Annotated in this window: 17 protein-coding genes; 3 read left to right on the top strand and 14 right to left on the bottom strand. The window is 50.9% G+C overall.

What is annotated here, in order from left to right; genetic code table 11:
- Positions 1 to 89 precede the first annotated feature (89 nt).
- From GYMC10_RS12080 to GYMC10_RS12060, 5 genes are all read right to left on the bottom strand, one after another.
- The gene (locus GYMC10_RS12080) at positions 90 to 1,544 is read right to left on the bottom strand and encodes a sensor histidine kinase (RefSeq protein ID WP_015734708.1); all 1,455 of its coding nucleotides are present in this window, start codon (positions 1,542 to 1,544) and stop codon (positions 90 to 92) included.
- Entirely contained in the window at positions 1,541 to 2,239 is a 699-nt protein-coding gene (locus tag GYMC10_RS12075; RefSeq protein WP_009589197.1) for a response regulator transcription factor, read from the bottom strand. Before GYMC10_RS12075 ends, GYMC10_RS12080 begins: the two co-directional genes overlap by 4 nt.
- Positions 2,240 to 2,242: 3 nt before the next feature.
- Positions 2,243 to 3,487: a hypothetical protein gene (locus tag GYMC10_RS12070; RefSeq protein WP_139083827.1), complete on the bottom strand. Its 1,245-nt coding sequence runs from the start codon at positions 3,485 to 3,487 to the stop codon at positions 2,243 to 2,245.
- 140 nt (positions 3,488 to 3,627) lie between these two features.
- Entirely contained in the window at positions 3,628 to 4,347 is a 720-nt protein-coding gene (locus tag GYMC10_RS12065) for a phosphonate ABC transporter ATP-binding protein (RefSeq protein ID WP_009589188.1), read from the bottom strand.
- A gap of 83 nt (positions 4,348 to 4,430) precedes the next feature.
- On the bottom strand, positions 4,431 to 5,612 hold the full coding sequence (locus tag GYMC10_RS12060) for an MFS transporter (RefSeq protein ID WP_015734706.1): 1,182 nt from the start codon (positions 5,610 to 5,612) through the stop codon (positions 4,431 to 4,433).
- A 129-nt stretch (positions 5,613 to 5,741) separates the two neighbouring features.
- Here GYMC10_RS12060 and GYMC10_RS12055 point away from each other — a divergent pair, with 129 nt between their 5' ends.
- A complete protein-coding gene (locus tag GYMC10_RS12055) occupies positions 5,742 to 6,659 on the top strand; it encodes an ArsR/SmtB family transcription factor (RefSeq protein ID WP_015734705.1) in 918 nt (305 codons plus the stop codon).
- Between the two features lie 16 nt (positions 6,660 to 6,675).
- Positions 6,676 to 7,413 carry an HAD family hydrolase gene (locus GYMC10_RS12050; RefSeq protein ID WP_015734704.1) on the top strand — a complete coding sequence of 246 codons (738 nt, stop codon included), beginning with the start codon at positions 6,676 to 6,678 and terminating at the stop codon, positions 7,411 to 7,413.
- Between the two features lie 73 nt (positions 7,414 to 7,486).
- Here the strand turns inward: GYMC10_RS12050 and GYMC10_RS12045 are convergent, their stop codons facing one another.
- From GYMC10_RS12045 to pdhA, 8 genes are all read right to left on the bottom strand, one after another.
- Entirely contained in the window at positions 7,487 to 9,775 is a 2,289-nt protein-coding gene (locus tag GYMC10_RS12045; RefSeq protein ID WP_015734703.1) for a type IA DNA topoisomerase, read from the bottom strand.
- A gap of 115 nt (positions 9,776 to 9,890) precedes the next feature.
- Positions 9,891 to 11,378 (bottom strand): glutamate synthase subunit beta, encoded by a 1,488-nt coding sequence (locus GYMC10_RS12040; RefSeq protein WP_015734702.1) that lies wholly within the window; start codon positions 11,376 to 11,378, stop codon positions 9,891 to 9,893.
- Positions 11,379 to 11,719: 341 nt separating this feature from the next.
- Positions 11,720 to 12,208: a dihydrofolate reductase gene (locus GYMC10_RS12035; RefSeq protein WP_009589199.1), complete on the bottom strand. Its 489-nt coding sequence runs from the start codon at positions 12,206 to 12,208 to the stop codon at positions 11,720 to 11,722.
- Positions 12,209 to 12,276: 68 nt separating this feature from the next.
- Positions 12,277 to 13,071, bottom strand: coding sequence for a thymidylate synthase (thyA, locus tag GYMC10_RS12030; protein WP_015734701.1), 795 nt, complete (start codon positions 13,069 to 13,071; stop codon positions 12,277 to 12,279).
- 196 nt (positions 13,072 to 13,267) lie between these two features.
- Positions 13,268 to 14,683 carry a dihydrolipoyl dehydrogenase gene (gene lpdA / locus GYMC10_RS12025; protein ID WP_009589200.1) on the bottom strand — a complete coding sequence of 472 codons (1,416 nt, stop codon included), beginning with the start codon at positions 14,681 to 14,683 and terminating at the stop codon, positions 13,268 to 13,270.
- Positions 14,684 to 14,686: 3 nt separating this feature from the next.
- Positions 14,687 to 16,009: a dihydrolipoamide acetyltransferase family protein gene (locus GYMC10_RS12020; protein WP_015734700.1), complete on the bottom strand. Its 1,323-nt coding sequence runs from the start codon at positions 16,007 to 16,009 to the stop codon at positions 14,687 to 14,689.
- Between the two features lie 29 nt (positions 16,010 to 16,038).
- Positions 16,039 to 17,016 carry an alpha-ketoacid dehydrogenase subunit beta gene (locus GYMC10_RS12015; protein WP_015734699.1) on the bottom strand — a complete coding sequence of 326 codons (978 nt, stop codon included), beginning with the start codon at positions 17,014 to 17,016 and terminating at the stop codon, positions 16,039 to 16,041.
- Between the two features lie 166 nt (positions 17,017 to 17,182).
- The gene (gene pdhA, locus GYMC10_RS12010; protein WP_036665657.1) at positions 17,183 to 18,250 is read right to left on the bottom strand and encodes a pyruvate dehydrogenase (acetyl-transferring) E1 component subunit alpha; all 1,068 of its coding nucleotides are present in this window, start codon (positions 18,248 to 18,250) and stop codon (positions 17,183 to 17,185) included.
- A gap of 256 nt (positions 18,251 to 18,506) precedes the next feature.
- On the opposite strand from pdhA, the gene GYMC10_RS12005 reads away from it, so the two are divergent.
- Positions 18,507 to 19,235, top strand: a complete 729-nt coding sequence (locus GYMC10_RS12005; RefSeq protein ID WP_036665370.1) for an alpha/beta hydrolase — start codon at positions 18,507 to 18,509, stop codon at positions 19,233 to 19,235.
- Positions 19,236 to 19,538: 303 nt separating this feature from the next.
- Here the strand turns inward: GYMC10_RS12005 and GYMC10_RS12000 are convergent, their stop codons facing one another.
- Positions 19,539 to 20,003 (bottom strand): low molecular weight protein-tyrosine-phosphatase, encoded by a 465-nt coding sequence (locus GYMC10_RS12000; protein WP_015734697.1) that lies wholly within the window; start codon positions 20,001 to 20,003, stop codon positions 19,539 to 19,541.
- Between the last annotated feature and the right edge of the window lie 37 nt (positions 20,004 to 20,040).

Raw genomic sequence — 20,040 nt, 5'->3', positions numbered from 1 at the left:
TCTATGCGAATACAGTATTGCTTACGATTTCCCGTATACTTATAAATTCTGTATTATTGAGAAAAGCTTTGCCGGATTACCGGCAAAGCTTAGGCCATCGGCCCGGCTGCGTCATCCTCACCGTTCTCCAACCCGCCGGCCATCGGTATTTTCCCCTCAGGCAGCGGCAGCTTGACGATCACGGCTGTTCCGTGCCCGAGCTCGCTTTCCATTTCCATCGTGCCCCCGTGAAGCTCAACGAGCTGCTGCGTGATCGCTAATCCCAGTCCCGTTCCCCCGTTAAGTGGATTCACCTGGAAGAACCGATCCTTTACCCGCCGAAGATGCTCGTCCGAGATGCCGATCCCGTGATCTTGTACGGTAACGATAACAAACTTCTCTTCCATCGCGAAGGACAGGTTGATTACCCCGTTCTCATGCGAGAATTTAACCGCGTTGTCCACGATATTCAGGAATACCTGCTTCAAGCGGTTGACATCCCCATAGATAATCGGCTTCTCGTCGGACTCCAGTTTGATCTGAACGCCCTTCTTCTCGGCTTTCGTCCACAGATTGAGCATGATCTCTTGCAGCAGCTCCCGTAAATTCACGATGCCCTTCACCAGCTTCATCTCATTCTGCTGGAGCTTGGAGAAATCCAGAAGCTCTTCGACAAGGCCGATCAACCGGTCGGTTTCCTTGGAGATGATCTGCATTCCGATTTTCGTTTCTTCCGGATCGTAGCCGCCGGAGTCAAGCGTTTCGCTCCAGCCCTTGATGCTTGTGAGCGGCGTTCGCAGCTCATGCGAGATCGAGGAGATAAAGTCATCCTTCACCTGATTGCTTCGCACAATCTCCTGCGCCATGTAGTTCAAGGTCGACGAAAGCTCGCCAAGCTCGTATTTGTAGTCGCCCTTGATCCGCACGTTGAACTTGCCTTTGGCCATCTGAGCGGACACCGTGGTAATGTTGTTGAGCGGCTTTACGATGGAATTGGCCAGCCCAATGCTGAAAGCAAGCACGATCGCCAGAACGGCCGCCCCGATGCTGACGGCAAACAGCGTCATTTTCATCAGCTTGTCGTTTACGTATTCCAGCGAAGTCACGTAACGGAGAATATACGTATTTTCAAAACCGTTCGAAACGGACTGGGACACCGCCATCACGATCTGGCCCGTGCCTTGCTGTTTGCCGATCCAACGGCTCGTATTGCCTGCAAGCGCTTGGGTGACATCGCTGGTCTTGATGGTCTGCTCTATTTCGAAGCCGGTCGAAGTTGAGAGTACTTGACCAGCCGGGTTCAAAATTTGAAGCTCCGTATTATACAGTTCAAAATGGCGAACCATTTCGCTCAGCTGATTGACGTTGTCCGACGAGGTCAGTCGAAAGGGCTGATAGAAATCGTTGGCGGTACGGATATGGTTCACCATATGGTTGTACACCGTATCGTAATAATACGATCGTAAAGCGATAAGAAAAATAACCTCAATCAGCAGCAAGGCGATGAACACTACCAGGAAGTAGTGCAGCACGATTTGCCGCCGAATGCCTTTTTTGATGATCATTGTCCCTGACCCTTCCATTTATAGCCGTGTCCCCATACCGTCTGGAGGTATTCCGGCTCGGAAGGATTGCCTTCGATTTTTTGGCGCAGTCTCCGAATGTTCACGTCCACGATTTTGGGATCTCCCATATATTCTTTGCCCCATACGTGATCAAGCAGCACATCACGGCTAAGCGGCGTGTTTTCTTTTTCCAGGAAGAACTGGACCAGCGAGAACTCCGTAGGCGTCAGCTCCACCGGCTGCCCGTTCTTCTTGAATTGCTTGGAAATCAGATCCAGCGTGAACGGACCCGATTGGAAGGATACCTTGGCGGCACCCGCACGCTGAACGTTCACCCTGCGCAGAAGGGATTGCAGCCGGGCGATCAGTTCCGTCGGGCTGAACGGTTTGCTTACGTGGTCATCCGCTCCGACGGATAGGGCATACACTTTGTCCTGCTCCTGAACTTTTGCCGTCAGGAAAATAATGCCGATCCGCTCGTTCGTTTCCCGGATTCTGCGGCATACTTCAAAGCCGTCGATTCCCGGAACCATGACGTCGAGCAAGGCGATATCGATGTCTGGCGTCGTTTGCAGCAAGCGAAGGGCCTCATTGCCGTTCTCGGTCTCCAGCACCTCAAAGCCGTTCCGTTTCAGATTAATAACGATAAAACTGCGAATGGATTCTTCATCTTCTAATATGAGCACTTTACTCAAGGTCTAGTTCCCCTTTCTTTCGATAGGAGCCACATTGTTGCTGCTTGGCTTTTTATCTTTTTTACTCAATTTCAGATCGCCATGGCTTCGATAAGCGATGACGCGGTTTTTCTCCTTCACCAAGATCTCCCAATCGGATTCGGCTTTCCCCCACTGGGCCGTGGAGAAAAACTTGATTTCCGCGACGGACTCCCCCGTGTCGGTCATGACAAAATTCAGATAAGCATTTTTGTTGGATTCCGGCGTAATGGTAATTTTATTGTACATATCCGGCGGAAAATCCAGATAGAAGCGATTATTCATATCGTAGTATCTTTGGAGCACGAATTGAAGCCCTTCTACTTCGTTGCTCTCCCGCACCTCTCCGTCCCACTGGAAGTACGTGGTGAAGAACGGGATTTCGTCCAGGATCAGCCGATCTTCCCAGCCGCTTGGCCTTGTAAGCACACCAAACTCTAAAATACCGTCATCGTTCACGTCCTCGCTCTCAACCGGCAGTTCCTTGTAAGTAAGCAGTTCATCCTGGAGCACGTCAATAAACTTGTTGTCCTCCATGATAATGAGCTTGGAATAGGAAGAGTTGGACACGACCGAAGCATCCAAGATGATACCTTCTTTGTTTTTGGCCACTTTACCTGCGACAACATTGTAATAACTTTCGATATTTGGTCCCAAATCCAGCTTGTTCAGCTCAACGAAAGCATCCTCGAATTTGTCGTATTGATAGGTGCTGATATACGAGAGCTCTTTCTGCTGGAGGTATACCACCGTAATATCCTTGACCTTGTCGCCGTTCATGTCTCCGATATTGAAGTGCGTATACGGCAAGGCCGGGATTTTTTCGAGCGAATCCCCGGAGAATGAATACACGGCCAGCAGGTTCTGAAGATTCTCTTCTCCGCGGGAGAAACCGGCTACGATGTCAACCTTGCCGTCGTTCGTAAAATCAACGAAATCAAATGACTCCAAAACCGTCCCTTCTCCGTCGAAATCGAGGCTCTTCACCCAGGTATCACCCTGCTGCTGCATGATCATGCCGTGGATTTTCACCTCTTCATCCGGCGTCTGATAGAACACGACGGCTTCCATAACGCCGTCGTTGTCCAGGTCATGAATTCGGATCGAACTGCTGTCGACGTCGCTTCGCGGCCGAATGATAGCGCCGTTGTCCAGTTTGATCTTCTGGAGCGCGGACTGGATGGCGCCGTTCAGCGTCGCTTTGTCCGTCGGCAGATCCGGTCGCTTCATTAAAGACACCGGATCCTGGATAAAGGTACAGCCGCTTATGATAAATAGTAACAAGCCGGCCAAGAGGGCTTGCATCACTCTATATTTCAATAAGTATCAACTCATTTCTATGCTTTCGCCTTGCGTCAAGTGATCGATAATTACAGTCTTGACTTCTCGCCATGGGTTAAACGTCTTCCGGTCACATCCACTACCAGCTGGCCGCCCGACAGCCCCATGATTCGGGTGCAGTATTTCTCCGCAAGCTCCAGCGGGATGACGGTAAATACCGTCAGACGCTCTTCCTCGCACAAGGTTTTTAGCGTCTTCAAAACATGCTCGGCAGAGGCCGGATCGAGTCCCGTGACAGGCTCGTCCGCCAAAATCACCTTAGCGCCGTGAACGAGCGCCCGGGCAATGGCAATCCGCTGCTTCTCGCCGCCGCTCAGCTCGCCGGCCTTGCGTTTTGCCTTGTCCAGCAAACCCAGGTGCTCGATCGTATCCATGGCTCCCATATAATCATCAGACCGGACCATCCCGGTAACCATCCGCCACAGCGGCGTTTGGCTGGATTGCCCGATCAATACATTCTTAAGCGCCGTTCGATTTACGTTTAGGGAAGGATTCTGCTCGAGATAAGCCCATTCCCGTCGAATTCTTCGTTTTCCGGCGGGATTCATCATATCTTCGCCGTCAATCGTCAGCTTGCCGCCGTCCCATTTTTGCTGCATCGACAGACAGCTCATCAGCAAACTTTTTCCGCTTCCGCTCGCACCGATCAGACCGATCATTTCCCCGTGTTCCATCTGAAATGTGATATCCTTTAACACCGGTGTACGTTCAGGACCCATCGTTTTCTTCAGCCGATCCACTTTAATCATGTTATCGTCTCTCCCGTCAAGTGCATATTCCTACTCTCTAGTTTAGAAGAAAGCGAAAGCAATTGCCATGAGAACGCATGTTTCTATTTGTCGGGTGAAACGCTGTTGCCTTTGAACCATAAACCCGTGCACGCAAACACAATATACAAGCCGCCGAGCAAAACGAAGATTCCCCCGTTCCACCCGGTTTCCATGATAGCGCCGCCCGCATTCGGCCCTGCGATACTGCCGGCATTGAAATGGAAGGAAGCCACGACGTTGGCCGCCGGCAGCAGTACCCTGGGAAGGATGTCCGCGGCATAAGCCAGACCGAGGGAGAAGAAAGAACCGACCAAGCCGCCGGCCATCGTCAGTAATAGTAAGGTTGCCCAGAAATTCGTTCCGGCTACCGGAATCAGCAGGAAACTGCAGCCTCCCACGATCCCCGCGATCGTCAGCACCCGCTTGCGTCCGAATTTATCGCTCCAGATGCCGAGGGGAAGCTGCAGCAGGAGTCCGCCGATGCCGACAAAGGGCAGCAATGTCGAAATTTCGCCTAAAGTGAACCCGCTTCTTAACCCATAGACCGGGAAATTGCTGTTAATCCCCGCTTCCATGTATCCGTACAAAAATGCGGGAATCAAAGCAAACCAGGCCAGCCGGTAGCTTTTGAGATAGCGGCCGGCCGGCTGCTGCTCTCCTTGCTCGCTTTTTTCCGGCTTCAAATTCGGAAGTTTGAACAGAACGACCAGCAGAATGAACAAGAACAGCACAGCCAGAATCAGAAACGGTACCGCCTCGCCGTATTTCAGAAGAGGAATGCCGAGCGGCCCTATACTAAATCCCAGACCGTAGGACATGCCGTAAAAGGAAATGCTCCGCCCCCGGTTCTTCACGGTTGACATCATCAGCACCCACAGCTGGGCGGCATAATGCAGCGCGCTGTCGCCGATGCCCACAAGCACCCGCAGCACAAACCAGACGGCTACGCTCGGAATCAACGGGAAAGCGACCAGCGACAGCATCACCAGCACGAGACCCGATACGATCAGTCTTTTGAAACCGACCCAGCCGAGAAGCCGTTCCGCAACAAGCGTCATGGCAAATGAACCTACATATAAAGCAGCCGCGTTCAATCCGTTCATGGAGGATGAGATGCCCATCCGTTCCAAAAAAATAGCCAGCACCGGCAATAGCAGTCCCTGGCTTAAACCAGCCGCAACCACGACGGCAATTAAAATAAAATAATGAGTTCTCCCTTGACGGGGGGTAACAGCTTCTGTCACTGAAATATAGTCCTCCTCTAATATGAAAAAACGATGAATTTAAACAGCCAAATGAACATTATAGTGGACAAGCCCAATCGATACAAGCCATAATAATAACAATGCCATCAATTGGGAGGGTATCCGTTCATGAAATATAAAGTTAGTATCGATGTATCCATGGTTTATGAGCTGCTGGGCAGCTTCATGATATATGCAACAAGGAAATGGACCGATAACCTGGATATTGGAAAACAGCTGATAACGGAGATGGATGAGCGTTTGCCGCAGCATGTACGTGTCCAGTTCAGTGGAGCCCGCTCATGGCCGCTCGCGGATTACGATGTCTTATACGCCCTGATCATGCTTCGAGGAGAGCACCTTGAAATCCCTGATTTTCTGGGCTGGATCGAATCTTCCCCGGTGGAAGAGCTTCATGGCCTGCTTCAGCCTCACTTGCCGTCCCTCACGCGGGATGAAACGTCCAGAATTCGAGAAAACTACACACCGTTGATGAAGCTCTGGTATGAGCACTACTTTTCCGAAGTGGAGCCTGAGCTGTACCATCTTCTGGAGGAAGATGCCGAAGAGAAACGAATGCTGCTTCCGAAAATGGACGACGAAAATCTGATCGAATATGCTTCCAGCGGAGTCATTCTGGATAACGTTCCGCAAGAAAACGTGGTCTTGTTCCCGGGTACGCATTTTCGTCCGATCAATACCTATTGCTTCTATGATAATGTACTCCTGCTGCAGTACCCTATTGATATACCGGAAGAAGACGAGGATGAGCCGCCTGTCGTTCTCCTGCGCATGACCGAGGCTCTCGCGGATCCGGAACGTCTGCGTCTGCTGAGATATATTGCGGATGAGCCGAAGGCCGTGTCCGAAATGGCGTCCGAATTGGGACAGCCCTATGAGCAATTGATGCACCACCTGATGATCTTGAGGGCGGCAGGCCTGCTGCGCTCCCATCTGAAATCCGAAAATAACGAAAGATTCAGCCTGCGGCCGGATGGTGCGGCCGAGCTGCAAATGTTCCTGGAGACTTACATTCGACTTTCCTAGTATGAAGGAGCGTACCATGAGTAAAACATCTCAGCATATTATCTTCGACATGGATGATACATTAATACATTGCAACAAGTATTTCGACCTGATTCTCGGCGATTATTTCGAATGGATGACCGAATGGTTTCAGCCTTATGGAGTAACCACCCAAGAAGTCCGAGCCAAGCAAATGGAAATCGACGTAGCCGGCATCGACAAGCTGGGATTCGCGAGCGCGAACTTCCCCCAGTCCCTAATCGATACATACCATTTTTTCGGCCGAATTCACGGGAGAGATACCTCGCCTAAGGAAGAGGAGCTTCTCTACCAGTTGGGGCTCAGCGTATACGAGCAGGAGATTGAAGCCTACCCCGGCATGGTCGAAACGCTGGAGAAGCTTCGAGAGGATGGCCACTGCCTTCACCTCTATACCGGGGGCGAAACGAGAATACAGAAGCGAAAAATCGAACAGATGAAGCTGGCGGACTATTTTAAAGACCGGATTTATATCCGCCAGCATAAAAACATCACGGCGCTTGAGGAGATTCTCGGCATGGGGTCGTTCGTCCGCTCTAATACGTGGATGATCGGCAACTCGCTCCGCACGGATGTCGTTCCGGCATTGACGGCAGGCATTAACAGCATCTACATCAAGCAGCAGCGCGAGTGGCAGTATAATCTGGTCGAGCTGAAGCAAGAGCCGCATAATGTGCTCTATACCGTTTCGGCGTTGACTGAAGTGCCGGAAGTCATTGAAGAGCATTTAACTTAATCGAACGGACAACGAGCCGATCCTGGAGTAATATCCCGGATCGGCTCGTTATTTTGGCGTAACCCTCGACGTGTTACGATTTTACGGACGCACTGGAGTCCACGGCCTGAACGGCCAACTGCCCGTTACCGCCGGCAGCAAGGACAAGCCTGCCCTTATACGTGCTGCCGTCCTCGTTCTTAAAGGATAACACTTGGGTCTTTCCCTGAAGCAGCAAGGATTTCAGCATCGCATGAGAAATTTGTTTTCCGGCAAATTCCTTCCAGATGACATAACTGCAGCCGGTTTTGAAATTCGCGCAGCCGTAACCTTTGCGTCCTTCAATAATATGCCCGTCACATCCGGGTCTTGGGCAGCGCCCCAAGGGAGATCGTACGGACGGCGCTTCATTTGAAGCGGCAGGCGCTGATTTCGGAGTGGGCTTGCTCGTGCGCTCATCCTTCGCTTTCGAGGCTGGGGCCGCTTTAGACGTGCTTCGCTTCCCTCTTCCTTTGGACTTGTCCTCATCTCCGCCGAAAAGCGACGAAGGCGCCGGACGCTGCGAGGATACCTTGTTGATGATCGAAACGGTGAACTTCTGCACGTTTTGCATGAATACGTCAGCAGAAGCTTCGCCTTTGGAGATCTGGTGGAGGCGCCGCTCCCATTGGCCTGTCATCTCGGGCGAAGCCAGCAATTCGACGCCGGCATGCCGGATCAGCTCCACCGCCGTTCTTCCTTTTTGCGTTACGGTGATTTTTTTGCCCTGCATCGTAATATATCCGACCTTTTTCAAACGCTCGATGGTGGCTGCCCGGGTTGCCGGCGTTCCAAGACCGCTATCCTTCATCGCATCCCGAAGCGCTTCATCCTCAATGGACTTACCGGCGCTTTCCATGGCCTTCAGCAGCGTGCCTTCCGTATAACTTTTTGGCGGCTGGGTAGCCTTTTCCTTCACTTCGGATTTTTTGCATTGCACCGGCTTGTCGGGAGTAAGGTCAAAGGAACGGTCGTTCCATTCCTGGTTCTCCTCTTCCTCGTCCTCTTTCCCCTTCTTGGAAGATTTGGATTTCTTCTTCTCCGTATCCTGAATCAACACCTTCCATCCAAGCGACAAAAGCTCCTTGATTCCCGTCTTGAATGTTTCCCCCTCGACCTCGGTGAGCACTGTATGCTGCTTGTACATGGCCGGAGGATAAAAATGCGACAGAAACCGGGTGATGACCAGATCGTAAATATGCTGCTCTTCCTTGCTGAGCGTGCCCGGCCGCTTTAATGTCGGCAGTATGGCATGGTGATCCTCAACCCGCTGCGGATTGCATACCGCTTTGTTGTTGACGTGCACCCGGCTTGGATCCGCTCCTGCGGCCATTGATGCATACGAGGTCGATTTGAGCATATGAAGGGCCTTGTGCATGCCTTCGATATTCTGTTCATTCACATAGTTAGAGTTGGTACGCGGATAGGAAATCACCTTGTGGCGTTCATATAACGCTTGCGCAAGGTCCAGCGTTTTTTTGGCAGAGTAACCGTACTTGGCATTGGCTTCACGCTGAAGCAGGGTCAAATCATACAATTTGAACGGATATTCCTTCGTTTCCTTCACTTCATATTTGGTGATGGTGCCATTCTTTCCATTGACCTTGGCTGCAATCGTCTCTGCTTTCTCCTGCGAGGTCAGCCGCTCTCCCTGCCAGGTTCCCGTGTACTCCAGCTGATCCTGCTTGAACAAAGCTTTCACGTCGTAGAACGTTTGCGATTCGAAGGCTTCGATCTCCTTCTGCCGGTCATAGATCAGTGCCAGCACCGGCGTCTGCACCCGGCCAACCGACAGCAACGTCTGATGGCGGGTCGTAAAGGCGCGCGATGCATTCATGCCGATCAACCAATCGGCTTCGCTGCGTGCGCGCGCAGCTTGCGTTAAATTCTCGAATTCAACGCCGTCCTTGAGCTCCGCAAAGCCGCGGCCAATGCTTTCCGGCGTTAAATCCGAGATCCATAGTCTTTTTACAGGCTGTTTCAGTTTTAATTGTTGTTGGATTAGTGCGAAAATATATTGTCCTTCTCGTCCCGCATCACAGGCATTCACGATATGGCTGCAGCGCTTGGCTACTTCTCCAATGACCTTCAGCTGATCCTTGGTTTTCGGATTCGGGATGATTTTGAATTGCTCCGGAATGATAGGCAGGTCCCGCAAATTCCAGCGTTTGTACTTCGGATCATATGCATCCGGCTCCGCCAGCCCAACCAGATGTCCGATAGCCCAAGTTATGATGTATTGCTCACCTTCAAGATATGTACGGTTGTTTTTGGCCCGCGGCTCGATGACCGCAGCGATATTCCGTCCCATATCCGGCTTTTCGGCAATGACCAACGTTTTCAAATGACATTCTCCTCCCCGATGAGCAGCCTGGCGCGGAGGCTAACTCCAAAAAGGACTTCGCTCTCGCGAAGTCCCTTTAACTACTATATTCATGATAGCATATTTAGGAGAAGGATTAAACCAGTACGGTCGCGCCCATCAGATATTTGTCTACCTCGCGTGCCACCTCGCGGCCTTCATTGATCGCCCACACGACAAGGCTTTGTCCGCGGCGCATGTCGCCGGCTGCAAATACTTTATCCACATTCGTCGTATATTTGCCATACGGCGCTTTAACATTGGAACGACGGTCCGTTTCAAGTCCAAGCTGTTCTACCAGCGTCTGCTCCGGTCCGTCAAAACCGATCGCGATGAACGCCATTTGTGCCGGAAACGCTTTTTCCGTGCCCGGAATCGGCTGATACACTTTACGCCCGGTTTCATCTACAATGCGCTCGATTTGAACGGTATGAAGCTCTTTCAGGTTCCCTTCATCATCCCCGACGAATTTCGTGGTCATGATGGAGAATTCCCGCGGATCGTTGCCAAACAGCGCTTTGGCTTCCTCGTGGGCGTAATCCAGTGTATACACGTTCGGAAATTGCGGCCAAGGGTTCGCAATCGGATCGCGCTGCAGCGGAGCCTGTTTATGCGTACCGAACTGGGTAACGCTGCTGCAGCCGTGACGCAGCGCTGTGGCCACGCAGTCGGAGCCGGTGTCGCCGCCGCCGATGACGATAACGTCCTTGTCTTTTGCCGACAAATAGTTGCCGTCTTCAAGACCGGAATCCAGCAGGCTCTTGATCGTTCCGTTCAGGTAATCCATCGCGTAATGGATGCCCTTGAGATCACTGCCCTCAATGTTGAATTCGCGCGGCTTTGTTGCACCGCCGCAGAGTACGACGGCATCATAGTCTTCCATCAGCTGCTTGGCGGGAATATCCTTGCCGATCTCGGTGTTCACAACAAATTCGACGCCTTCCGCCGCGAGCAGATCGACACGGCGCTGCACGATGCCCTTGTCCAGCTTCATGGACGGTATCCCGTAGGTCAACAAGCCGCCAATGCGGTCTGCACGCTCGTAGACAGTCACGGAATGGCCCGCTTTGTTCAGCTGTGCTGCTGCCGCCAGTCCTGCCGGACCGGAACCGACAACGGCTACGCGTCTTCCCGTGCGCTTCTCGGGCGGCTCCGGAACGACCCAGCCTTCTTCAAAGCCTTTGTCGATAATCGCCTGCTCGATGGATTTGATCGTAACCGGCTCCCCGATCAAGCCGACGGTACAAGAACCCTCGCAAGGCGCTGGACATACGCGTCCGGTAAACTCAGGGAAATTGTTCGTTTTGTGGAGACGCTCCAGAGCTTCTCTCCACAAGCCCCGATATACAAGATTGTTCCATTCCGGGATCAGGTTGTGGATCGGGCAGCCCGATGTGCCGCCGACCATATCGATTCCTGTATGGCAGTATGGCGTACCGCAGTCCATGCAGCGTGCTCCCTGGGTCTGGAGCTCATCTTCTTCTAAATGTTTATGAAACTCTTCCCAGTCTTTAACTCGTTCAGCCGGGCTCCGGTCTGCCGGAAGCTGGCGCTGATATTCCATAAATCCTGTTGGTGTAGACATACTGCTTTACCCCCATCCGTTCTATCCATGCTGATTACCATGTACAATTTATCATATCATAAATCATCCGACATCTATCGTCAGATGAGCCAAGAAACAGGTTTCAGCCTGATTTATTTTTTCTATTTATGCTAAAAAAATTTTTATCAAAGCATGAATCCCCACTACTCGCGGCTATTTAAGCAGCCATTTGCATAAACATTAGAAATATAGTAGCATTTCGCTTTTCGCCTGTTAAATGGACTATATGCATGATCATTTGTATTATCCTACTATGAAAGCATTGTCAACATGGACGGAAGGCAGTAAGTCTATCCCTCCGAATCGTGCCATCAAGCTGTTTATTTCCGTTCAAACGTAACGAAACGGTAGGCATACGGATTTTTTTCATCCGTGATGCCGGGAACTTCTTCGACGATCTTCCATTCATCCCAGTTCACTTCGGGAAAGTACGTATCCCCTTCAAAACTCTCGTCAATGAACGTGCAGTACAGACGATCCGCTTTCGGCAGCATCAATTCATAAATCTGCGATCCGCCAATCACCATCAGTTCCTCATTCTTCGAATAGGGTAACGCGTTCTCGATGTCATGGATCACGATGCCCTGATCCTCCGTCAACGTAAAGCTCTCATCTCTCGTCAGCACGATGTTCTTTCGGTGAGGCAGCGGCTTGCCGCCAAAGGAATCCCAAGTCTTGCGCCCCATCAGGATCGTTTTATGGAGGGTTTTCTCCTTGAAGAAGGCCATATCCCGCGGCAAGCGCCACGGCATCGTGCCGTTCAGCCCGATCACCTGATCCTTGCCCATTGCCCATATCATCGATATCATTACACCGTCTCTCCTTCCATTCATCTTATGGATGTCACCGCATGGAGCCTCCATAACCCAATTTAAACTTATACGGCAACCGTCGCCTTAATGGTCGGATGGTATTGATAACCCTCAAATTCAAAATCCTCGAACGTATAATCAAAAATGCTGTCCGGCTTGCGCTTGATCACCAGCTTCGGCAGCGCATATGGCTCGCGTTCAAGCTGCGTTCTAACCTGCTCCATATGGTTGGAATAAATATGGACATCGCCGCCCGACCAGATGAATTCACCCGGCTCCAGGTCGCACTGCTGGGCAACCATATGGGTTAGCAGCGCATAACTGGCAATGTTGAACGGCAGCCCGAGGAAGCTGTCCACCGAGCGCATGGTAAGCATACAGGAAAGCTTCCCGCCCGCCACGTAGAATTGGAATACAAAATGGCACGGAGGCAGCTTCATGTTATCAATCTCCGCCACGTTCCAGGCACTGACGATATGGCGTCTGGAATCGGGATTATTCTTAATCGAATCGATGACACCCGCAATCTGATCGATATGGCGTCCATCCGGCGTTTCCCATGCCCGCCACTGCGAGCCGTAGACAGGACCCAAATCCCCGTTTTCATCCGCCCATTCGTCCCATATCCGCACGCCGTTCTCTTTTAGATACCGGATATTCGTTTCGCCGCTCAAGAACCACAGAAGCTCATGTACGACCGATTTCAGGTGAATCCGCTTGGTTGTCATTAGCGGAAACCCTTGGGATAGGTCAAAACGCAGCTGTCTTCCGAATACGGACAACGTTCCCGTACCCGTCCGGTCTCCCTTCTCTACGCCATGATCCAGTATGTCCTGCAGCAGCTCCAAATATTGTTTCATCTCATAGTCACCTCACTAAAATCTCATATCCTCAGTCTACCATGTTCACGGAATGATTGGGATGCTTAAAATAACCCTGCCCGGGGAGTGCGGATATCCACTGGCATATCTACATAAAAAAACAGGAGGCAGAAACCGCCTGCGCGTTCTCTGCCTCCTGGCTGAATATATAATGACTCGAAAATACGTCTACGGATTAACGGGCAATGATGTGGATCGGATGACCCATTACCAATTCCGCCGCTTCCATAACGATCTCTCCCAGCGTCGGATGCGCATGGATGGTCAAAGCTACATCTTCAAGCGTAGCGCCCATTTCAATAGCAAGGCCGAGCTCGGCAATCAGGTTGGAAGCTTCCAGACCCACGATTTGCGCTCCGAGAATAAGCCCTGTTCCCTCTTCGGCCACGATTTTCACGAAGCCTTCCGGATGGTTCAAGGATACGGAACGTCCGTTGCCTGCGTAAGGGAATTTGCCAGCTTTTACTTTATGGCCTTTTTCCTTCGCTTGAGCTTCGGTGTAACCTACGCTGGAGCATTCAGGATCCGTAAACACAACGGCCGGGATACATTTGTAATCCACGACGGACGGCATTCCGGAGATCGCTTCAGCAGCCACTTTACCTTCGTAGGAAGCTTTATGTGCAAGCGCCAGGCCGGACACGATATCCCCGATCGCGAAGATATGAGGAATGCTGGTGCGTCCTTGATGGTCGACTTTCACGAATCCGCGCTCATCCATATCGAGGCCGATCAGGTCCAGACCAAGCTCTCCGTCCGTGTTCGGACGACGGCCAACCGTAACCAGCAGGTAATCAGCTGTTACTTCTTTGGTTTCGCCATTCACGGAGTATTTCACGGTAACTTCTTTATCGTTCTGCTCAGCACTTTCAGCTTTAGCACCTGTGATAATTTCGATACCGGTTTTCTTCATGTTCTTGGTAACGAGGCTTGTCATGTCTTTGTCAAAGCCAGCCAGAACGCTGTCCAGACCTTCGATGATCGTTACTTTGGAACCGAATTTGGAGTACATTTGACCCAGCTCGGCACCGATGTAGCCGCCGCCGATGACAATCATGCTCTTCGGTACTTCAGGCAGGTTCAATGCTTCGGTGGAAGACAAGATGCGTCCGCCAAACGGGAATGGCTTCAGTTCGATTGGACGGGAACCTGTAGCAATGATGCAGTTCTTGAAGCGGTAACGCGGAGATTCATGATCATTGAATACGCGCGCTTCGTTTTCGTTGATGAACATGCACTCGCCGTTGAAAACTTCCACTTTGTTGCCTTTCAGCAAACCGGCTACGCCGCCGGTCATTTTTTTGACAACGCCGTTTTTGAATTCCTGCGTTTTCGCGAAATCAACGGTTACGTTCTCCACGGAAATACCGAATGCATCGGCATGCTTCGCGGATTCGAACTGATGAGCTGCAGCGATCAAAGCCTTGGAAGGAATACAACCACGGTTCAAGCAAACGCCGCCGAGTTCCGATTTATCAACGATCAGAACCTTTTGACCCAGTTGGGCGGCACGAATCGCCGCCACGTAACCACCAGGACCAGCACCAATGACTAGAGTATCAATATCTAAAGAAGCATCTCCAACTACCATTAGTTACACCTCCATAACAAGCAGCTCAGGGTTAGCGAGCAGTTGTTTAATATAGTTCATAAAGTTTTGAGCCGTTGCGCCGTCGATGATACGGTGGTCAAAGCTCAAGGACAATGCCATAACAGGTGCTGCTACAATCTCGCCGTTCTTCACAACCGCTTTTTCGCTGATGCGGCCGGTACCGAGGATAGCAACCTCTGGGAAGTTGATGATTGGTGTAAAGAACATGCCGCCTGCGGAACCGATGTTCGTGATGGAAATCGTGCTGCCCTTCATTTCGTTAGGAGCCAGTTTGCCCTCACGGCCGCGTGCAGCCAGATCACGGATGCTGTCAGCGATCATCCAGATGCTCTTACGATCCGCATCTTTGATAACCGGTACGATCAGACCGTTATCTGTATCCGTGGCGATACCGATGTTGTAGTACTTCTTGTACACGATTTCGTTCGCTTCTTCGTCGATCATCGCGTTCAAAGCAGGGAATTGACGGCTTGCCGCAACGAGTGCTTTAACGATGAATGGCAGATACGTAACTTTCGTGCCCTTCTTCTCAGCGATCGGTTTCATGCGGGTACGGAACGCTACCAGCTCGGTTACGTCCACTTCGTCCATGATCGTAACGTGAGGAGCCGTGTAAGCCGATTTAACCATAGCATTTGAGATCGCTTTGCGGATACCTTTGAATGGCACGCGCTCTTCTTCTGCGCGAGTGTCCACCGCTGCGGATGCTGCTGCAGGAGCCGCTTTCGTCTCGGAAACAGCTTCTTGAGCCGGAGCTGCTGCTGCTTGGCCGCCACCGTTCTTGAAGGCTTCTACATCTTCGCGGGTCACTTTTCCGTTGTTGCCGGAGCCTTGAACTTGTGCGATGTCAACGCCCTGCTCGCGAGCGAATTTGCGCACGCTTGGCGTAGCCAGAACTTCACGGTTAGGTGCTGCAGGCGTCGCTGCTTCGCCGTTTCCGCCTTGTTTAGCGTCAGCCGGAGCATCTTGAGCCGGGGAAGAAGTCGTATCTGCGCTGCCTTTCGCTGCGTCGGCTTCTTGAGCGGACTGCTCTTCGGCAGGAGCCTCTTGCTCAGGAATGTCGCCTTCAGCATCGATGATTGCAACCACTTCACCGACACGGCATACTTGACCGTCCTTGGCAAAAACTTCTTGAACCGTACCGTTCACGGGACAAGGAACTTCTACGACCGCCTTGTCGTTCTGTACTTCCATGATGATGTCGTCGTCTGTTACTTTGTCGCCCGGCTTGATATGCATTTTGATGATTTCACCTTCATGCAAACCTTCGCCCAGCTCTGGAAAACGATATTCGAATTTTGCCAACTGAAAAACCTCCCTAGAAATTGCTGCTATTAGAAATTCAATACTTTATTTACGGCATCAACGATACGCGCCGGAGTAGGCAACCAAGTGTCCTCGATTTGAGCGAATGGATACACGGTGTCTGGCGGCGTAACGCGAAGCACCGGTGCTTCCAGGTGGAGAATCGCTTTCTCGTTGATTTGAGCGATCACTTCTGCGGCTACGCCGGCAGATTTCTGCGCTTCTTGAACCACGATGGCGCGGTTGGTTTTCTTAACCGAAGCCAGCACGGTATCGATGTCGATTGGAGAAATGGTGCGCAGGTCGATGATCTCGGCTTTGATTCCGTTCTTTTCAAGCTCGTCTGCCGCTTTCGTAGCAGTATGAACCATCAGGCCGTAAGCGATGATCGTAACGTCCGCTCCTTCGCGAACCACGTTAGCCTTGCCAAGCTCAACGGTGTAATCACCTTCTGGAACTTCAGCGCGGAACGCATGGTACAGGTTCAAGTGCTCCATGAAGAATACAGGGTCATTGTCGCGAATCGCTGCGATCATGAGTCCTTTTGCATCATAAGGATTGGAAGGTACTACAACTTTAATACCCGGGGTTTGTGTGATCAAACCTTCGAGTGCGTCGGTATGCAGCTCAGCCGCTTTAACCCCGCCGCCGAATGGTGTACGGAACACGATCGGGGAGTTGTAGCGTCCGCCGGAACGGTAACGCATGCGCGCTGCTTGAACGACGATTTGGTCGAGCGCCTCAAAGATAAATCCAACGAATTGAATTTCAGCGATCGGACGGAAGCCTTGGATGCCGAGACCTACCGCCAAACCGCCGATAGCGGACTCTGCCAGCGGCGTATCAAATACGCGCTCTTCCCCGAATTCTTTTTGAAGGCCTTCCGTTACCCGGAAAACACCGCCAACATTACCTACGTCTTCACCGAAGATGACAACGTTAGGGTCACGGCTCAATTCAACGCGCATGGCGTCGCGAATCGCTTCTTTCATGTTCATTTGTGCCATTGCTTCATTTCCTCCTTAAGAAATACAGTTCACTGTTCTTCCAGTGTGATGCCTTATAAGGCTATATATCGATGTTAAACGTTATTTAAAAACAAGACCTGATGCGCCCATGACAAACCGGATGATCATCCAGGATCAACCTTTGACAATCATCGGCCCGTCACTCTTATTGGAAATCGGCTTTCTGTTCTTCCAAATGCTTCGGCGTTTGCTCGAACATGCTGTCGATCAAACCAGGTACCGTCATTTTTTCCGTTTGTTCTGCTTTTTTGATTTGCTCGTTGACTTTCGCTTTCGCTTCTTCTTTCACGCGAGCTGTATCTTCTTCTGTCCAGAGGCCTTTGGCTTCCAGGTACTTCGCAAGACGCGCGATCGGATCCTTCTCGTTCCACTCGCCCTCTTCTTCCTTCGTACGATATTTCGTAGCGTCGTCAGACAAGGAATGCGGACGGAAACGGTATGTCACAGCTTCGATCAGCGTTGCGCCTTCACCGTTGCGGCCGCGCTCTGCAGCATCCTGAACCGCTTTGATCACCGCGAGAACGTCCATGCCGTCAACTTTAACGCCTTTGATGCCGGCTGCAACAGCTTTGTGCGCGATAGACAATGCTGCTGTCTGCTTGGAGAACGGAGTCGTGATTGCATAGCCGTTGTTTTGCACGAAGAAGATGACCGGCAGTTTGTACACGCCTGCATAGTTCAGGCCTTCGTAGAAGTCGCCCTCGGAAGAGCCGCCGTCACCGGTATAGGTAATAACCACTTGTTTTTGCTTCTTCAATTTGTAGCCCATAGCGATACCCATGGCATGCAGGATTTGCGCGCCGATGATGATCTGAGGCATCAATACGTTAACGCCTTCGGGAATTTGTCCGCCATGCTGATGTCCGCGGGAATAAAGGAATGCTTGGTAAAGCGGAAGTCCATGCCATACGATTTGCGGCATATCGCGGTAGCCCGGGCAGATAAAGTCGTCTTTCTCAAGCGCGAACTCACTGCCTACCATCGTAGCTTCTTGACCAGATACAGGAGCGTAGAAACCGAGACGTCCTTGACGGCCGAGGTTTACGGCGCGGTCGTCCCAAGTACGGGTAAATACCATACGGTACATAATTTCTTTCAGTTGATCGTCCGACAATTCAGGCAGAAGATCTTTGTTTACGATTTTGCCATCCGGGGAAAGTACAGATAGAGTACCTACTTCCTCGGTATATACTTCATAAGGAACCTTGGTCATTTTTTTCACCTCAATAAATATTTGAATATCAAGTTCCGCTGTTATAGAATTATTATACACCTGTTTCACTCCATTCGTCAAAGAAATACGGGATAAAATTTCATATTCTTTCACGTTTGTATGTATAACAGTTGACGAATAATACTATAACAGTATGACAAACATCATAGAACAGCAGACAACTTCAACATGTCAGGGTAATTTTAACTTATTGTTTACCGCATTTCAAAAACTAACCCGAAAAAGGTGACGAATGATGACGAATGAACGTTTATTGAAGCGAACCATCGTAAAAGAAGTGATTGACAGCAAGTTTTTGCAGGAGACTCGAACGCTGCGCATCTATCTTCCTCCCGGATACAATGAAATCCTCAGCTATCCCGTCGTTTACTGTCAGGACGGAGAGGAATTTTTCAACTTCGGCCGCATCGCGACCTGGGCCAACCAGCTCATTCTCGAAGAAGGCGTGGAGCCGTTCATCATTGTGGGCGTGGAAGTGAACACCAAGGTACGAACCGAGGAGTATGCCCCGTTCGGCAACCGCTTCGATGCTTACTTGTCCTGCTTCGCCGAAGAGATTATTCCCTTCGTGGAGCAAAAATATCCCGTGCGCAAAGAGCCTGCGGAAAGAGTGCTTGCCGGCGACTCCCTCGGGGGAAGCGTCTCCGTGCATTTGGCTTTGCGTTATCCGCATCTTTTCACAAGAATCATCAGCTTGTCCGGGGCCTACTATGAGAAGACCCAGAACATGATTCAGGAAGAGCGTGATTTGTCCTGGCTCAACATTTACATGATTGTAGGCTTGCAAGAAGACAACTACGCAACCGATACAGGTGTCTATAACTTCGTCGAATTAAATCGCTCAACAAAGGCTTTGCTGGAAGAACGGGGTGCTACCGTATCATATCTTGAAAAAGAAGGTCGTCACCTCTGGGGATTTTGGCAAAAAGAGCTCCCTGCTGCCCTTATGTACTTCCTTGGTTAAATGTTTGAATCGGCAAAATCCATGGGCTATATAAATGACCTGTTACTGCAAAATGGTTTAACTGTCCCACTCGGGACTCCACGCGTTACGATTGAAATCCGTTGGCAAAAAGAATACCTGTGAGGCAAAGCTCGGTCGTAATCGCCCTCAGCTTCTGCCCCACTCCAAAAAAAGATGAACAACCGCGCATTTTTTATGGAATGTGCATTGTTCATCTTTTATGTTCAGCAGCCCGTTCTTCTTGGTATCGCTTTCAATGATGTTCGTCAAAAAAGCGGCTGATTCACCGCTTGTTCGAATCGATTATAGCTTTTCTTCCATGATTTTGTCCAGTAAGATGTCACACCCCGCATCAATCAGCCGGTACACTTCGTCAAAGTTTCCGGTGAAATACGGATCGGGCACCTCGCGCAATTTTTCGTTCGGCAGCAAATCCATGAACTTCAGAATCTCAGCCTGATCGCCTCCCGCTAACTTGCGGATATTCGCTACATTCGAATCATCCATGCCGATAACGTAATCGAAACGTTCAAGGTCCTCGCTGACTACCTTGCGCGCGACCATTCCTTCATAACTGATTCGCCAGCTGTCGAGCAGCTTTCTCGTGCCTTCATGGGGAATGCTGCCGATATGCCAATCCCCGGTGCCGGCCGAATCCACGCTTATTTGATCCTGCAGCCCGCGCTGTACAATTTTATGCCGCAGCACCGCTTCCGCCATGGGCGAGCGGCAGATATTGCCCAAACATACAAACAAAACGGATACCATGGTCCTTCCACCTCCACGCTATGATGAATCGCAATCG

It is taken from the genome of Paenibacillus sp. Y412MC10 (assembly GCF_000024685.1).
Taxonomy (GTDB): Bacteria; Bacillota; Bacilli; order Paenibacillales; family Paenibacillaceae; genus Paenibacillus_AQ; species Paenibacillus_AQ lautus_A.
This window is presented reverse-complemented; position numbering and strand designations above follow the sequence as displayed.

Bases quoted from the DNA above. Each gene is read 5' to 3' on its own strand.
- GYMC10_RS12040 (WP_015734702.1), bottom strand. From the start codon at position 11,378: ATGTCTACACCAACAGGATTTATGGAATATCAGCGCCAGCTTCCGGCA.
- pdhA (WP_036665657.1), bottom strand. From the start codon at position 18,250: ATGACCAAGGTTCCTTATGAAGTATATACCGAGGAAGTAGGTACTCTA.
- GYMC10_RS12065 (WP_009589188.1), bottom strand. From the start codon at position 4,347: ATGATTAAAGTGGATCGGCTGAAGAAAACGATGGGTCCTGAACGTACA.
- GYMC10_RS12005 (WP_036665370.1), top strand. From the start codon at position 18,507: ATGACGAATGAACGTTTATTGAAGCGAACCATCGTAAAAGAAGTGATT.
- GYMC10_RS12080 (WP_015734708.1), bottom strand. From the start codon at position 1,544: ATGATCATCAAAAAAGGCATTCGGCGGCAAATCGTGCTGCACTACTTC.
- GYMC10_RS12070 (WP_139083827.1), bottom strand. From the start codon at position 3,487: ATGAAGCGACCGGATCTGCCGACGGACAAAGCGACGCTGAACGGCGCC.
- GYMC10_RS12050 (WP_015734704.1), top strand. From the start codon at position 6,676: ATGAGTAAAACATCTCAGCATATTATCTTCGACATGGATGATACATTA.
- lpdA (WP_009589200.1), bottom strand. From the start codon at position 14,683: ATGGTAGTTGGAGATGCTTCTTTAGATATTGATACTCTAGTCATTGGT.
- GYMC10_RS12055 (WP_015734705.1), top strand. From the start codon at position 5,742: ATGAAATATAAAGTTAGTATCGATGTATCCATGGTTTATGAGCTGCTG.
- GYMC10_RS12000 (WP_015734697.1), bottom strand. From the start codon at position 20,003: ATGGTATCCGTTTTGTTTGTATGTTTGGGCAATATCTGCCGCTCGCCC.
- thyA (WP_015734701.1), bottom strand. From the start codon at position 13,071: ATGAAACAATATTTGGAGCTGCTGCAGGACATACTGGATCATGGCGTA.
- GYMC10_RS12015 (WP_015734699.1), bottom strand. From the start codon at position 17,016: ATGGCACAAATGAACATGAAAGAAGCGATTCGCGACGCCATGCGCGTT.
- GYMC10_RS12035 (WP_009589199.1), bottom strand. From the start codon at position 12,208: ATGATATCGATGATATGGGCAATGGGCAAGGATCAGGTGATCGGGCTG.